Raw genomic sequence first — 15247 nt, 5'->3', positions numbered from 1 at the left:
GGCTATAGTGTCCAGGTTCGAATGGTCTGATCGGAAAGTCGGGGGGCGATAGCGCCGGGAATATCGGCGAAGAGCCCGCCTTCGGTCAAAAGAGCTCTGATCGCCTGCTCGTCCATGGCGCAATATTGGGTGTGCGGCACGGCGAGTATGACGATGTTGAAGCGCCGGTCGGCCGGCGGTTCGGAGGATATGGCGATGCCATATTCATGGTTGGCCTCGGCCGCATTCGCCAGTGGATCGACGACCGTCACATCGTGACCGCGCGTCTGCAAGGCGGCGACGAGGTCGGCGACCTTCGAATTGCGCAGGTCCGGCACGTTTTCCTTGAAGGTCAAGCCAAGCACCAGCGTCCTTGGCCGCTCTCCGCCCGCTGCGCGGTCGATTTCTCCCGCCACCCACGCGGCCATGTCGTCGTTCGTGCTGCGGCCTGCGAGGATGACGCGCGGCTCCCGGCCCAGCACCTCGGCGCGATACGCCAGATAATAGGGATCGACGCCGATGCAGTGCCCTCCCACCAGACCCGGACGGAAGGGCAGGAAGTTCCACTTGGTGTTCGCCGCGGAAAGGACGTCCCAGACCGAAACGTCCAGCTTGGCGAAGATGGTCGCGATCTCGTTCATGAAGGCGATGTTGATGTCGCGCTGGGCATTTTCGATGACCTTGGCCGCCTCGGCCGCCTTGATCGATTTGGCCGTGAACGTGCCGCCGGAGGTAATCGCCCCGTAGACGTCGGCCAGCCGCGCCGCGACCGCCTCCGTCTGCCCCGCCACGACCTTCGTGATGCGATCGACGGTGTGTTCGCGGTCGCCCGGGTTGATGCGCTCGGGCGAATAGCCGAGGAAGAAGTCCGCGCCGCAAGCCAGCCCGCTGACGCGTTCGAGCTCGGGCCCGCACAGTTCCTCCGTCACGCCCGGATAGACCGTGCTCTCGTACACCACGATGGGCTTGCGTGCGCCGTCCAGCATCGCCGCCACGGTGCGCGTCGCGGCGAGCACGATCGACAGATCGGGCTTGTTTTCCGCATCGACCGGCGTGGGCACCGTGACGATATAGATGTCGGCTGGCGGACAGGCGGCGGGGTCCTGGGTCAAGGACAGCTTCGTTCCGGCCAGCCGATCCGCCGAAACTTCGTGCGTCCGGTCATGATGTCGCTGCAATTCGGCGATGCGTTCCGCATCCACGTCCAGACCCCACACGGTGAATCGATCCGCCAGGGCAATCGCCAGCGGCAGGCCGACATAGCCCAGGCCGACCACGACAATCGTGTTGTTCTCTATCACTGATTTCCCCCCGCTGCGAGCGTCCAGCAGCCTGTTGATGGAAGTGCGATGCGTTGGCTCGGGCGTTCAGACGGTTTCCAGGGCCGTGCTGAGCGCCCAGCGCTCCGCCCCCTCGATGCCGATCGCGGACAGGACCCCGCTCTCATACGCGCCCGTATCGACGCCGATGCGGTTCGATCGCCATTCGATCTCGGCGGATGGCGTGTGGCCGTGAACGATCATGCGCGGATGGCTTCCCTCGAAATCCAGAAAGCCGCCGCGGATCCAGCGCAGATCCGCCGTTCTCTGCTGGTCGAGCGCGGTGCCGGGACGAATGCCGGCATGGACGAACAGATAGTCGCCGATCTCGACCATATCCTCGCATTCGCGCAACAGCTGGATATGTCTGGCCGGCACGTTCTCGATCAGCGCGGCCTGCAACTCGGGCAGTTCCGCGCAGGCGAAGAACTCCGCGTCGATACCGTAGCTCAGGATCGTCTCGCGGCCCCCGATGCGATTGAAGAAGCGCAGCGCTTCCTCGTCCCCATCCAGCACCAGCTGGAACACTTCCTCATGATTGCCCCGCAGGACGGCGACGTCGATGTCGTTGTCCTTGAGCGCCAGCACCCGGTCGATGACCTCGCGGGATTGCGGACCGCGATCGATCAGGTCGCCGAGGAAGATCAGCCGCACCTCGGTGCTCTCGCGCGTCGCGTCGTCGTTGGCGATCGCATCGAGCAGACGGTCGAGCAGATCCAGGCGGCCATGCACATCGCCGATGGCATAGACCCGCATCCCCGGCGGAATAGCGGGTCCCGAAGCCCGAACCGGCTGCCGTGGACGCAGGAAGTTGAACATCTTTGTCACGCCGTCTCACCAAATTGCGGGCTTCACCTAGTCGCTCGCTCTGGAGGCGGCAAGCGACGTGGCCATCAGTGGCGTACAACGGTCGGCGTCCGTTTCGGCTCCGTGAGGCGAATCCGCGCCAGAGCGTGCCGAACGGCCTGATCGGCGCGATCACCCGATCGCCCGCTCGTAAACTCGAGGGGCAGCTGTTGTTGAACGTAAATGGTCGGCAAGTGCCGGCGAAATGACGCCTCAGCCAGTCATGCGCAGCGGCTTTGTCGTAGCTCCGCCGGCCGGCTGATCCGGCCAGATGCCGCGCGTATCGTAGACCAGCTTGTCCGCGCGCTCATCCAGTGGCACCGATTTGAACAGGTCGTGATCGACCAGGACGATGAAGATCGGGCAGGTCGCGATCGCCTCGTCGATATCGGTCAGTTCGGCGCCTGTTCCGGCGAACGCCGCCGGCAGCGCCTCGGCATAGGGCTCGACGATGCGGATACGGCGGCCATGGCGGCGGGCGAGGGCGGCCGCCACCTTCACCGCCGGGCTTTCGCGGAAGTCGTCGATATTGGCCTTGAAGGCGAGGCCGAGGCAGGCGACCGGCGCGCCCGGCATTTCGGCGATCAGCGCTTCGGCGCGGGCGATGGTGTGATCCACCTTGGCGTCGTTGACCTCGCGCGCGGTGCGGATCAGCGGGGTGTGGTCGGGCGCGCCGTGGACGATGAACCAGGGATCGACGGCGATGCAGTGGCCGCCGACGCCCGGGCCCGGCGAGAGGATATTGACGCGCGGATGGCGGTTGGCCAGGCGGATCACCTCCCACACGTCGAGCCCCATCTCGTCGGCGACCACCGACAACTCGTTGGCGAAGGCGATGTTGACGTCGCGGTAGCTGTTCTCGACCAGCTTGGTCATCTCCGCCGCGCGGGCATTGGTGGTGACGCATGCGCCGCGCACGAAGCGGCGATAGAAGCCCAGCGCCTTGCGGGCGCAGCGCGGCGTGATGCCGCCGATCACGCGGTCATTGTCGATCAGCTCGACCAGGATGCGGCCCGGCAGCACGCGTTCCGGGCAATAGGCGATGGCGATATCCGCACCGTTTCCGGTCAGGCCGGGCACCTTCAGATCGGGTCGCGCCGCCGCGATCAGATCGCGCACCTGTTCGGTGGTGCCGACCGGCGAGGTCGATTCGAGGATAACGGTGTCGCCCGCCTTCAACACCGGCGCGATGCCCGCGGCCGCGTTCAGGACATGGCTGATATCGGGCGCGTGATCGTCGCCGAACGGCGTCGGCACGGCGATGACGAACACGTCGGCCGGCTCGATCGCGGTCGACGCCCTGAGCGCGCCGCGCGCGACCACGCCCTGCACCAGCCCGTCGAGATCGACCTCCTCGATATGGACCTTGCCCGAATTGACCGTGTCGACGACGCGCGCCGACACGTCGATCCCCAGCACCCGCGCGCCGGACCTTGCGATCACCGCGGCGGTGGGCAGCCCGATATAGCCCAGGCCGACAACGACGACCTTGAGTTCAGAGTCCGAAAGCATTCGCGACAAGCCCCGCAATCCGTGTCGAGGCATGGCCGTCGCCGAACGGATTGTGCGCGCGGGCCATCGCCTGATAGGCCGCCTTGTCGTCCAGAAGGTTGAAGATTTCGGTAACGATGCGGTCCTCGTCCGCGCCGATCAGGCGCGCGGTGCCGGCCGCGACGCCCTCAGGCCGCTCCGTCGTCTCGCGCATGACCAGCACGGGCTTGCCGAGCGCCGGCGCCTCTTCCTGCACCCCGCCCGAATCGGTCAGCACGATGTCGCAGGCGTCCAGCGCGCGGATGAAGTGAGGATAATCGAGCGGATCGATCGCCGCCACATTGTCCAGCCCGCCCAGCTCGCGCTCCATCACAGTGCGAACATTGGGGTTGGGATGCACCGGAAAGATCACCGCGAGGCCTTCGCGCCCGGCGATCCGCCGGATGGCGCGGGCGATGCTCTCCATTCCGCCGCCGAAATTCTCGCGGCGATGGGTGGTGACCAGGACGATCCGCTTGCCGCCGAAGCGCGCCAGCAGATCGTCCAGCCCGGCGGCAAGACCCGGCTGGTCCGCGATCCGCGCCCGCGTGGCCAATAGCGCGTCGACCACCGTGTTGCCTGTCACATGGATCGTGCGCGGATCGACATTCTCACGCAGCAGCGCGTTCGCGGCCGTTTCCGTCGGGGCGAAGTGCAGGTCGGCGATCGGGGCGACGATACGGCGGTTGACCTCCTCGGGAAAGGGCTGCCAGATATCGCCCGAGCGCAGCCCCGCCTCGACGTGCGCGGTGGGCACGCGGCGGTAATAGGCGGCGAGCGCGCCGACCATGGCGGTCGCGGTATCGCCCTGGACGATGACGCGCTGCGGCATGACGGCGTCCATCACCTCGCCAAGGCCGGTCAGCAATCGGGCGGTGAGCCGATCGAGCGACTGGCCCGGCTCCATCAGATCGAGGTCGATATCGGGCGTCACGCCGGCGATGTCGAGAACCTGGTCGAGCATTCCGCGGTGCTGCGCGGTGACGCAGATCCGCGTGTCGATGCGCGGATCGGCGCGCAAGGCGCGGATCACAGGGAACAGCTTGATCGCCTCGGGCCGGGTGCCGAACACGGTAAGAACGATGGGCCGGGTCATCATGCCCGCCCTAAGGCCCGACCCTTTAAGAAGCGCTCAACGCGCAGCCGATCACGCGTCACGATATGGCGCGGCGACCTGTCGCGCGTCGCCGGTCGAGCTCCTGTTCGATGAGCTCGGTGATATTTCCGTCCTCGGCGCGCTCGCTCGCGGCCAGCGCATGGGAGAGCTCGGCGTCGGTGAATTCGCTCAACAGGCTGGCGTAGGATGGCGGCCCGGCGGCGAAGGTCGACGGCTCGGCCGCTTCTTCCCTGGTCGCCGCATCCTCGTGCTTCACATCCGCCGCCACGTCGAAAACGACCTTCGCGCTGCGGCTTCGGCCGCGCCAACGTTTCAAAAGCCCCATCATCTCCCCCACAGAATGATTTGCTGCCAATGATTTAGCCCGCCGGCCCAGCAGAGGTATTGGACGATTTCGACAGTGGTTTCCCACGATGAAGACGACAACGGAATAATCTGCTTCGTGAACATCGTACACCGTTCGTCGCCGTTGCAACAGGTCGCCGTCCGGCGCTGGCAGATGAGGTATGGCGCATGGGCGCGGGGTGCCGCCTCTTGATCCACACCTTCACCGGAAGCGCGGCGAAAGCGCAATGGGACGTCGCCTCGCCCGTGAATCGCGCCGGTTCCTGCGGTGAAGCAAAATCGTCACACCGAAAACCCAGTCTCTTGTTGAAACCCAAAGAGCCCTTGACCTTCCGTTGCGTCATGCGTCTATTAGATGAACGGGTATGCCGCCGAGCAAGGAGCGGGAGCCCTCTGAGGGAGTGGGAGAGGCATTATGAGGAAAGCGGCTTTTCTTTCGTGCGGCGCAGCGGGCGCGCTGCTGGTCGGGCTGGCGACGCCCGCCTGGGCGCAGGTCGGCGCCGAAGCGGCGGCGCTGCCGCAGGAGGAAACCATCGCCGATCCTGGCGGCGAGCCCAACATCATCGTGACCGGCTCGCTGATTCGCGGCACGCCCGAGGATGCGGCGCTGCCGGTCGAGGTGATCTCCGCTGAGGACCTGGCCAAGCAGGGCAGCCCCACCGCGCTCGATCTGATCAAGAATTTGCCCGTCTCGAACGGCGTCATCGGCGACGCCAACCAGTTCGACAGCCGCGCGCAGGGTTCCGAAGGCGTCGCCTCGGTCAACCTGCGCGGCCTCGGGCCGGGGCGCACCCTCGTCCTGCTGAACGGCAAGCGGCTGGTGCCGGCCGGCACCGGCGTGCCCGTGGTCGACGTCAACCTCATTCCCCAGGCGGCGATCGGCCGCGTCGAAATCCTGAAAGACGGCGCCGCCGCGACCTACGGCTCGGACGCGATCGCCGGCGTGGTCAACTTCATCACCCGCGAGCGCCAGAACGGCTTCACCGTCTCGGGCGACTATCGCTATATCGAGGGCTCGGACGGCGATTACGGCGGCAGCATCGCCTATGGCCACAATGGCGACGGCTTCCGCATGCTCGCCTCGTTCGGCTATCAGCGCCGGTCCGAACTGCGCACCACCGACCGCGATTTCGTCATCCAGCCTTATGAGGTGAACCCGCAGGGCGGCTGGACCGGCGGCGGCAATCCGGGGAACTTCGATTTCGACGCGACCGTCGGCGGCCTCAACTTCGTTCGCGATCTCGGTTGCGAGGATCTTGGCGGCTTCCGCAGCGTCACCGGATCGACCACCGATCGATGCTTCAACCAGTACGGACTGTTCGGCAATCTGGTCGAGCCAGAGGAGCGGTTGCAGGCCTATCTCGAAACCGAGATCGACATCGGCGAATCGACCACGCTTAATCTAAGCGCGCTATATGGTTTCTCGAGCTCGCGCATCACGACCTCGCCGACTTATCTTCCGACATTGTCGCCCTCGGGATATGCGGCGTCGCCTCTGACCACTGTGCCGGCCAGCGGCGTGCTAACCCCGGCGCAGGCTGCCGGCGCGGGCGTGTTCGGGATTCCCACCTATGCGCCGTCGCTCCGCGATTATTGCGCGACCTATGGAGCGGCCGCAGGCTGCCTGACCGCGGGCGGGGTTCCGCTTGCGCCGGCACTTGCCTTTCCTGTGCTTTTCCGCCCGGCCCTGCTGGGCGGTAATCCGGCCTTCCGCGATGAGGACAATGATCGCGGTTCGGCGTGGAGCCCACGTACGTCCGATTCCATTCGGTTCACCGCCGGCCTCGAACAGCGGCTGGGCGACAATCTCACCTTGGATGCCGGCTTCACCTATCATTTCTACGAACGCTACATCGAAGGCACGGACACATTTGGCGACCGTCTGCAAAACGCGCTTGCCGGCTTCGGCGGGTTCAGCTGTCCGTACGAAAGCGCGGCGTCGCGCGCCGGTCTCACCCAGGCTCAACTCGCCGCTCTTGCCGGGCAAAATGGTTGTCTGTTCTTCAACCCCTTCTCGACGGCGGTGCAGGTCAATCCCGTTACTGGCGACACCAATCCCAACTATGCCGGGACGCGCAATCCGGCCGCCTTCAGCCTGACGCCGGGCGCAGGTCTTATCAACTCCAAGGAAGTCTTCGATTATTTCTTCGTCGATTCGCAGACGACAACCGAAACAGAGCTGTTCGTCGGTGATCTCGTCCTCTCGGGACAGACGGGTATCGAGTTGCCGGGCGGTCAGGTCGGCTTCGCTATCGGCGGCCAGTATCGCAAGGAATATTTCTCGACTGCTTACGGCAACAACAATAATCTTGCCGTGAATCCCTGCCCGGGTTCGGTGCTCGATCCCAACGCGGTTTGTCCGCAGCAGACGGGAGCGCTCGGGTTCTTGGGTACCAACAACGCGCGCCAGCTGAGCCAGGATATCAAGGCGGCGTTCGTCGAAATCCAGGCGCCGATCACCGATGCGATCAACCTGCAGCTTTCGGCGCGCTACGAAGACTATGGCGGTCTGATCGGGTCGACCTTCGATCCGCAGGGACGCATCCGCTTTCAGCTGACCGACTGGCTGGCGTTGCGCGCGGGCGCGGGCACGACCTTCCGCGGGCCGCCGATCGCGGCGACCAATGGCAGCATCGTTTCGTTGCAGATCATCGGCACGTCCTTCCGCGCAGTCGATGTGCTCGGCAATCCGGAACTGACGCCCGAGTCCTCGACCAATTATTCGGCGGGCATCATTCTCAATGCCGGACCGTTCTCTGGCACCATCGATTACTGGCGATATGATATCGACGGGCCGATCGAGGCGGAGCCGGTGCAAGGCATAGTCAACGCGCTGTTCGGCGCTAGCGGCAGCGACAATTGCGGCGAGGATGGCTTCGAGCTTCTGGAGGAACGCTTCACTTTCTCCAACAACGTTTGCGGCATCGCCAACGTGCAGCGGCTGGAGACGCAATACGTCAACAACAACAACATTCGCACCTCCGGCATCGACGCGCAGGCGCAGTTCCAGTTCGAGCTTGGCGAGGACACCGAGATCACCCTGGGAGCCAACGGCACCTATGTGTTCGAATACAAGGTCGCCGATGTCGTGGTTGAGGGCGTCGTCGTGCAGCCGGCGTTCGATGCGGTCGGGCAGCTCAACTACCAGACCACCGCCTATCCGCTACCCGAGTGGAAGGGGCAGGTGTTCGCAAGCGGGGAATTCGGCATCCATTCGCTGCGTCTCGCCTATAACTTCATGGCAGATTACACCGATCAGCGCGGCGCCTCCATCTTCGGCCCGAACACCGGCTCGCTTGCCGGCGATTCAGTGACCGAAGGCAAGGAGATCGACGGCTTCAACACGCTCGACTTCACCTATCGGATCGCGCTGCCCACCGGCACCTCGGTCGCGCTCTCCGCGCTCAACATCCTCGACGAGGATCCGCCCTTCGCGCGGCTCGACCAGAATTACGATCCCTTCACGGCGAACCCCTTGGGCTTCACCGCGAAAATCTCGGTCTCGCAGAATTTCTGATCGCGTGACCCTGTAAACGACTTCGGCCCGCCGGGCGCCTTTGGGGAAGGGCGCGCGGCGGGCCGTTTTCGTCGGCACAAATTAGGAGTAGTCGATGTCCAGCGCCGCACCGCACGTTCCCCAGGAAATCGCCGACACATTGGCGATGAAGCGTCGCGGGTGGACGCTGGCGCTGCTCACCACGGCCTATTTCTTCAGCTATATGGACCGGCAGATCCTCGCGATCCTGCAGGAGCTGATCCGCGCCGACCTCCATCTCAGCGATACGCAGCTGGGGTTGATCGGCGGGCTCGCCTTCGCGCTGTTCTACGCGACGCTGGGCATCCCTGTCGCCCGGCTCGCCGACAGGGGCAACCGCGTCAACATCATCGCCATCGCTCTCGCCTTGTGGAGCGCGATGACGGCGGTGTGCGGGCTTGCGCAGAATTTCGTGCAGCTGCTGCTGGCGCGGATCGGCGTCGGCGTGGGCGAAGCCGGCTCGAGCCCGCCCAGCCACTCGATCATCGCCGATCTCTACCCGCCGGAGAAGCGCGCGGGGGCGATGGGCATCTACTCGCTCGGCGTCGTGCTCGGCGCCGCGCTCGGCACGCTCATCGGCGGCACCGTCGCCGCCTTCTACGGCTGGCGCGCGGCGATGTTCACCGTCGGATTGCCCGGCATCGCGCTGGCGGTGGTCGTCAAGCTGTTCGTCGTGGAGCCGCGGCGCGGACTGTCCGACGCGCAGATCGTCGCCGAGGGCGAGAAGAAGGGCGCCATCCCGCCGCTTTCGGAGGGCTTCCGCGCGATGTTCGCGAGCGGCCCCGCCTTCCACCTGGTCATGGGCGTCACCATCACCTCGATGATCGGCTATGGCCACGCCCATTTCGGGCCGAGTTTCCTGCAGCGTTCGCTCGGCATGGGCATCACCGATATCGCCTGGATCGTCGCGCCGATCGGCGGCGTGATGGGCACGATATCGGGTGTCGCCGGCGGCTGGCTGGCGAACAGGCTCGCCGTGCGGCACGGCCTGCACGCGCAGAGCTGGATGGTGTTCGGCCTGAAATCGATCGGCCTGCCGCTATCCTTCCTGTTCTACCTCTCATCCGATCCGTGGATGGCGATCCCGCTCTACTGGCTCTCGATCCTGCTCGTCAGCACCTATCTCGGCCCCACTTTCGCGCTGATCCAGGGGCTTGCGCCCTTGCGGATGCGCGCGCTGTGGGCGGCGATCACGCTCCTCGTCATCAACCTGATCGGGCTGGGGCTGGGGCCGACGCTGATCGGCGTTATCAGCGATCTGCTGCGTCCGCAGTTCGGCGAGGAATCGCTGCGCTGGGCGATGGTGACCTTCGCCGCGCTGACGCCTTGGGCGCTGTTCCACTATTGGCGCGCGGGCGCGCTGCTCAAGCGCAGGCAGCAGGCGGCGGGCTGAGCCCGATACGTCTGACTCACTCCTTTTGTCGCCTGCGGAGGCAGGGCCCATCCCGACGCGCCTTGGTCGGCAGCACCCGTGGATGGGCGGATGGCCCCGCCTGCGCAGGGGCGACAATTCACCTGGACGGGATAAACCCTAGATGACTCCGTCGTCGAACAACCCGTAGCAGATGGTCGAGGCGTAGAGCCGGATCGCCAGCTCAGGCTCCATCGACGCCGCCCACTTCCTGAGATCGAATGCGGCGTTCTGTGACGCCATGATCGCCTGCGCCGCGATCAGGGGGTCGATCGGGCGGATCGAACCTTCGGATATGCCGTCTGATAGCATGCCGGCGAAGCGCCGGGCGATGCCGTTCGACCGCTCGATCATCTGGTAACGCACGCGCGGCGGCAGCGCGGCGAGCGCCGATGTGCGCAGCAATGGCCCGCGCTCGGAGAACTGGAAATCGAGCAGGGTCGCGATGGTCGAGCTGATCCGGTGCCATTCGTCGCCGCCGCTGGCGTCGGCATGGCGCTGCGTCTCCGAAATCGTCTCGAAGCTGCGCTTGAAGCATTCGATGACGAGATCGTCCTTTGCGTCGAGATGGTGATAGAAGCTGCCCTTGGTGACGTTCAATTCGGAGGCGATGCGCTGCACCGATGCGCCGCGATAGCCCAGCTCGTTGATCAGGCGCGTGGCGGCGAGGAGAAAGCTGGTGCGGCTCGGCTCGCTCGTCGCGGCGGGCTCGCCCACCGGCCAGATATCGGGCTTCCACGCCGCGCCAGGCACCGCGATGCCGTGGCGCAGCACCTGCATCAGCCGTTCGCGCACGCGGCCATATTGGTCGATCTCGTAGCGGCGGATCCACGCGTTGAGCCAGAGCACATTCTCCAGCAGCACATGCGCGCGCGCCGATTGCAGGTCCTTGGTCGCCCGGCAGTCGCCCTGGCCGAACAGCTCGCGCGTCTTGCGGAACACCTGGCGCCACCGCGCCATCAGCCGGCCGCGCGTCGGCTCGTCCATCGCGCGCAGGTCGGAGAGGCCGGCGAGCTCGCCCTCCTGCCCCTGGGCCTGCCGCTCCAGCCGGTCGAAATGCGCGCCGAGGAAATGATCGACCCGCTCGGGCGGCGCGGGCAGCGCCATCGCCGCGTCCAGCACTTCCTCGAACCGGTCGAGCGTGCGGTCGAAACAGGCTGAGGCGAGATCGTCCTTGCGCTTGAAATAATAGGTGATGCTGGTGGTGTTCAGCCCCACGCGCCGCGCCACGTCGGCGAAGGTGAGGCCCTTCGCCGATTGCTCGTTCATCACTTCCGAAGCCGCAGCGACGATCATTTCGCGCTTGGCGCGGTAACGATCGGTTTCCCCCCTGGCGTCGGTCCCGTTTAGGATCGCGTCCTGCATCGCCGAAGCCTAGCAGAGTCGGTCCGCCGGGCCAGCCTTTTTTGCACGCCGGTGAAGCGCGCTTTGCCGCGTCGCTCGCGAGCATCGACGCCAGCAATCGGGCTTTACCGAAAAACCGGTATGGTCTAGGCGGGACGAGAACAGTTATATGGGAGAGCGACGATGGATTTCACGCTGAGCGAGCGCGAGACATATTTCCGGGACCGCGTGCAGGACTTCATCGATCGCGAAATCACCCCCCGCAACCAGGAGTATCGCGACCAGCATCATGAAGGCGATCGGTGGAAGGTGCTGCCCGTCATCGAGGAGCTGAAGCCCAAGGCCAAGGCCGCCGGCTTGTGGAACTTCTTCATGCCGCCGCATTCCGGCCAGCAACATGTGGACGACAGCTTCGAGTTCGAAGGCACCCAGCTCACCAACCTCGAATATGCGCTGTGCGCCGAGGCGATGGGCCGCGCCGGCTGGGCGCCCGAGGTGTTCAACTGCTCCGCGCCCGACACCGGCAATATGGAGGTGCTCCACCGCTACGGCACGCGCGAGCAGAAGGAGCAATGGCTGCGCCCGCTGATGAACGGCGAGATCCGCTCGGCTTTCCTCATGACCGAGCCGGCGGTCGCCTCGTCGGACGCGACCAACATCCAGACGTCGATGGTCCGCGACGGCGATCACTATGTCATCAACGGCCGCAAATGGTGGTCGTCGGGCGTGGGCGATCCGCGCTGCGCGGTGGCGATCGTCATGGGCAAGACCAATCCCGAGGGCTCGCGCCATTCGCAGCAGAGCCAGATCCTGGTGCCGCTCGATACGCCCGGCGTGAAGATCGAACGGATGCTTTCGGTTTACGGGTATGATCACGCGCCGCACGGCCACGGCGAGGTCACGCTCACCGATGTGCGCGTGCCGGTCGAGAATCTCGTGCTGGGCGAAGGCCGTGGGTTCGAGATCGCCCAGGGCCGCCTGGGGCCGGGCCGCATCCATCACTGCATGCGCACCATCGGCGTTGCGGAGATGGGTATCGAGCTGATGGCCAAGCGCCTGCTGACCCGCGTCGCCTTCGGCAAGCGCATCGCCGATCATTCGATCTGGGAACAGCGCATCGCCCGCGCGCGCATCGATATCGAGATGACGCGCCTGCTGTGCCTCAAGGCCGCCGACATGATGGACAAGGCGGGCAACAAGGCCGCGCAGCTGGAGATCGCGATGATCAAGGTCGCGGCGCCGAACATGGCGCTGCAGATCCTCGACGATGCGATCCAGGCGCACGGCGGCGGCGGCGTCTCGGGCGATTTCCCGCTGGCCTCGGCCTGGGCGAGCTTGCGCACGCTGCGCTTCGCCGATGGCCCGGACGAGGTCCACAACCGCGCCATCGCGAGGAACGAGTTCGGCAAATATGCGGAGCTGCCCGAGGCGGTGACGGCGAAGGCGGCGGTGCGGCGGTAGGATGGGCATCGTCGCCCCTGCGAAGGCAGGGGCCTCCGGGTTTGTGGCACACCGACCACCGCCCATGCCGGCTGAGGCCCCTGCCTTCGCAGGGGCGACGATTAAATGGAATGACGAATGAAAGCAGCAGTCCTGTTCGAGGCGAAGCAGCCTCTGTCGATCGAGGAGGTGACGGTCAGCAAGCCGGGCCCGCGCGAGGTGCTGATCCGCACCGCCGCGGTGGGCGTGTGCCGCTCCGATCTCCACTTCGTCGACGGCGCCTATCCGCACGCGATGCCGACCATCCCGGGGCACGAGGCGGCGGGCGTGGTCGAGGCGGTCGGCAGCGACGTCACCACGGTCAAGCCCGGCGACACCGTCGTCACCTGCCTGAGCGTGTTCTGCGGGCATTGCGAATTCTGCGTCACCGGCCGCATGGTGCTGTGCGTCAATCCGTCGACGCGGCGTGGCAAGGGCGAGCCGCCGCGGCTGATGCTCGGCGACACGGCCGTGGCGCAGATGCTCAACCTCTCCGCCTATGCCGAGCAGATGCTGGTCCACGAGCACGCCTGCGTCGCCATCGATCCCGACATGCCGACCGACCGCGCCGCGCTGATCGGCTGCGCGGTGACGACGGGGGCAGGGGCGGTGTTCAACTGCTGCGACCTGGAACCGGGCGAGACGGTGGCGGTGGTCGGCTGCGGCGGCATCGGCCTGGCCGCGGTCAACGCGGCGAAGATCGCCGGCGCGGGCAAGATCATCGCGATCGATCCGGTGCCGGAGAAGCGCGCTCTCGCCGAAAAGCTCGGCGCGACGCACAGCATCGATGCGATGAGCGAGACCGCCGCCGACGAGGTGGTCGAGATCACCAGGGGCGGCGTCCACCACGCGATCGAGGCGGTCGGCCGCCCGCAGTCCGCCGCCACCGCGGTCAAGGTGCTGCGCCGCGGCGGCACCGCCACCATCCTCGGCATGATGCCGCTCGCCGAAAAGGTCGGCCTCTCCGCGCTCGATCTGCTCGCCAACAAGAGGTTGCAGGGCGGCCTCATGGGCGGCAACCGCTTCCCGGTCGATATCCCGCGGCTGGTCGATTTCTATCTGCGCGGCCTGCTCGATCTCGACAGCATCATCGCCGAGCGGATCGGGCTCGACCGGATCAACCACGCCTTCGACGAGCTGCGCAAGGGCGACGCCACCCGCTCCGTGGTGGTGTTCGAATGACCGACGAGGCGCCCCAGACGGTCGAGGTCCAGGACAAGGACCGGCTCGATGAAGGCGCGCTCGCCGCCTGGATGGAGGCGAATGTCGATGGCTTCGCCGGTCCGCTCAGCTACCGCAAGTTCGCCGGCGGCCAGTCCAACCCGACCTATCTGATCGATGCCGCGGATGGCGCCCGCTATGTTCTCCGCCGCAAGCCCTTCGGCAAGCTGCTGCCCTCGGCGCATGCGGTCGATCGCGAGTATCGCGTCATCGCCGGGCTTCACCCCACCGGCTTTCCGGTCGCGAGACCCTACGGCCTGTGCACCGATCCGGAGGTGATCGGCGCCGAATTCTACGTCATGGGCTTCGCCGACGGGCGCAATCTGTGGGACGGCACGCTGCCCGACTATGCGCCCGCCGAGCGCACCGGCATCTACGCCGCGATGTGCGACACGCTGGCGGCGCTGCACACCACCGATCACGTCGCCGCCGGCCTTCAGGACTACGGCAAGCCCGGCAACTATTTCGAACGCCAGGTCGCCCGCTGGACCAAGCAGTACCGCATGTCCGAGACCGAGCACATGCCCGAGGTCGAGCGGTTGATCGAGTTCCTTCCCGCGACCGTCCCCGAACAGACGCGCATCTCGATCGTTCATGGCGACTACCGCATCGACAACATGATCTTCCATGCCGAGGAGCCGCACGTGCTCGCGGTGCTTGATTGGGAACTGTCGACGCTCGGCGATCCGCTCGCCGATTTCAGCTATTTCCTGATGAGCTGGGTGACCCAGCCCGAAGGCCGTTCGGGGGTGATGGGCAGGACCGGGCCGGAGACGGGCATCCCGACCATGGAGGAGATGGTCGATCGCTATTGCGCGGCCACGGGCCGCGACGGCGTGCCCGATCTCAACTGGTATTTCAGCTACAATCTGTTCCGCCTGACCGGCATCGTCCAGGGCATCAAGAAGCGCATCGTCGACGGCACGGCGTCGTCCGCGCAGGCGGAGAAATCGGCCGCCGGCGTCTACCGGCTGGCGGCGGCAAGCTGGGATTTCGCGAAGAAGGCGGGGGCGGAATAGCCCGTCGCGCCTGCGCAGGCAGGGGCCTCAAGCGGCATAAGGCCCGTCTGATGTGCCACAAACTCAGAGGCCCCTGCCTGCGCAGGGGCGACGGAGATGGAA

At 66.0% G+C, this 15247-nt stretch carries 11 protein-coding genes; 5 read left to right on the top strand and 6 right to left on the bottom strand.

Annotation, left to right across the window (positions count from 1 at the left end; genetic code table 11):
- Positions 1-2 precede the first annotated feature (2 nt).
- From D1610_RS14735 to D1610_RS14715, 5 genes are all read right to left on the bottom strand, one after another.
- Entirely contained in the window at positions 3-1280 is a 1278-nt protein-coding gene (locus D1610_RS14735; RefSeq protein WP_118864959.1) for a nucleotide sugar dehydrogenase, read from the bottom strand.
- 66 nt (positions 1281-1346) lie between these two features.
- Entirely contained in the window at positions 1347-2054 is a 708-nt protein-coding gene (locus D1610_RS14730; RefSeq protein WP_245942282.1) for a metallophosphoesterase family protein, read from the bottom strand.
- 303 nt (positions 2055-2357) lie between these two features.
- Complete coding sequence (wecC, locus tag D1610_RS14725) at positions 2358-3656, bottom strand: UDP-N-acetyl-D-mannosamine dehydrogenase (protein ID WP_118864957.1); 1299 nt, start codon at positions 3654-3656, stop codon at positions 2358-2360.
- The gene (wecB, locus tag D1610_RS14720; protein WP_118865018.1) at positions 3640-4770 is read right to left on the bottom strand and encodes a non-hydrolyzing UDP-N-acetylglucosamine 2-epimerase; all 1131 of its coding nucleotides are present in this window, start codon (positions 4768-4770) and stop codon (positions 3640-3642) included. The genes wecC and wecB overlap by 17 nt, the downstream gene beginning before the upstream one ends.
- A gap of 58 nt (positions 4771-4828) precedes the next feature.
- A complete protein-coding gene (locus D1610_RS14715) occupies positions 4829-5248 on the bottom strand; it encodes a hypothetical protein (protein WP_147414349.1) in 420 nt (139 codons plus the stop codon).
- Between the two features lie 303 nt (positions 5249-5551).
- Here D1610_RS14715 and D1610_RS14710 point away from each other — a divergent pair, with 303 nt between their 5' ends.
- Both D1610_RS14710 and D1610_RS14705 read left to right on the top strand, forming a co-directional pair.
- Positions 5552-8653, top strand: coding sequence for a TonB-dependent receptor plug domain-containing protein (locus D1610_RS14710; protein ID WP_118864955.1), 3102 nt, complete (start codon positions 5552-5554; stop codon positions 8651-8653).
- Between the two features lie 94 nt (positions 8654-8747).
- Positions 8748-10064 (top strand): spinster family MFS transporter, encoded by a 1317-nt coding sequence (locus tag D1610_RS14705; protein ID WP_118864954.1) that lies wholly within the window; start codon positions 8748-8750, stop codon positions 10062-10064.
- Positions 10065-10202: 138 nt separating this feature from the next.
- On the opposite strand, the gene D1610_RS14700 is transcribed toward D1610_RS14705, so the two are convergent.
- On the bottom strand, positions 10203-11447 hold the full coding sequence (locus D1610_RS14700; protein WP_118864953.1) for a TetR/AcrR family transcriptional regulator: 1245 nt from the start codon (positions 11445-11447) through the stop codon (positions 10203-10205).
- A 162-nt stretch (positions 11448-11609) separates the two neighbouring features.
- Between D1610_RS14700 and D1610_RS14695 the strand changes: the two genes are divergently transcribed.
- From D1610_RS14695 to D1610_RS14685, 3 genes are all read left to right on the top strand, one after another.
- A complete protein-coding gene (locus tag D1610_RS14695) occupies positions 11610-12887 on the top strand; it encodes an acyl-CoA dehydrogenase family protein (protein ID WP_118864952.1) in 1278 nt (425 codons plus the stop codon).
- Positions 12888-13004: 117 nt separating this feature from the next.
- A complete protein-coding gene (locus D1610_RS14690; protein WP_118864951.1) occupies positions 13005-14087 on the top strand; it encodes a Zn-dependent alcohol dehydrogenase in 1083 nt (360 codons plus the stop codon).
- The gene (locus tag D1610_RS14685) at positions 14084-15145 is read left to right on the top strand and encodes a phosphotransferase family protein (protein ID WP_118864950.1); all 1062 of its coding nucleotides are present in this window, start codon (positions 14084-14086) and stop codon (positions 15143-15145) included. Before D1610_RS14690 ends, D1610_RS14685 begins: the two co-directional genes overlap by 4 nt.
- The last annotated feature ends 102 nt before the right edge of the window (positions 15146-15247 follow it).

The sequence above is a fragment of the Sphingomonas gilva genome, from assembly GCF_003515075.1.
In the GTDB taxonomy this organism is placed as follows: Bacteria; Pseudomonadota; Alphaproteobacteria; order Sphingomonadales; family Sphingomonadaceae; genus Sphingomonas; species Sphingomonas gilva.
The sequence above is the reverse complement of the archived record's forward strand: the minus strand, read 5'-3'. Positions and strand labels throughout refer to the sequence as shown.

What these genes read in the sequence shown, in the direction of transcription:
- D1610_RS14700 (WP_118864953.1), bottom strand. Translation starts at nt 11,447, where the DNA reads ATGCAGGACGCGATCCTAAACGGGACCGACGCCAGGGGGGAAACCGAT.
- D1610_RS14710 (WP_118864955.1), top strand. Translation starts at nt 5,552, where the DNA reads ATGAGGAAAGCGGCTTTTCTTTCGTGCGGCGCAGCGGGCGCGCTGCTG.
- wecB (WP_118865018.1), bottom strand. Translation starts at nt 4,770, where the DNA reads ATGACCCGGCCCATCGTTCTTACCGTGTTCGGCACCCGGCCCGAGGCG.
- wecC (WP_118864957.1), bottom strand. Translation starts at nt 3,656, where the DNA reads ATGCTTTCGGACTCTGAACTCAAGGTCGTCGTTGTCGGCCTGGGCTAT.
- D1610_RS14730 (WP_245942282.1), bottom strand. Translation starts at nt 2,054, where the DNA reads ATGCGGGTCTATGCCATCGGCGATGTGCATGGCCGCCTGGATCTGCTC.
- D1610_RS14695 (WP_118864952.1), top strand. Translation starts at nt 11,610, where the DNA reads ATGGATTTCACGCTGAGCGAGCGCGAGACATATTTCCGGGACCGCGTG.
- D1610_RS14690 (WP_118864951.1), top strand. Translation starts at nt 13,005, where the DNA reads ATGAAAGCAGCAGTCCTGTTCGAGGCGAAGCAGCCTCTGTCGATCGAG.
- D1610_RS14685 (WP_118864950.1), top strand. Translation starts at nt 14,084, where the DNA reads ATGACCGACGAGGCGCCCCAGACGGTCGAGGTCCAGGACAAGGACCGG.
- D1610_RS14705 (WP_118864954.1), top strand. Translation starts at nt 8,748, where the DNA reads ATGTCCAGCGCCGCACCGCACGTTCCCCAGGAAATCGCCGACACATTG.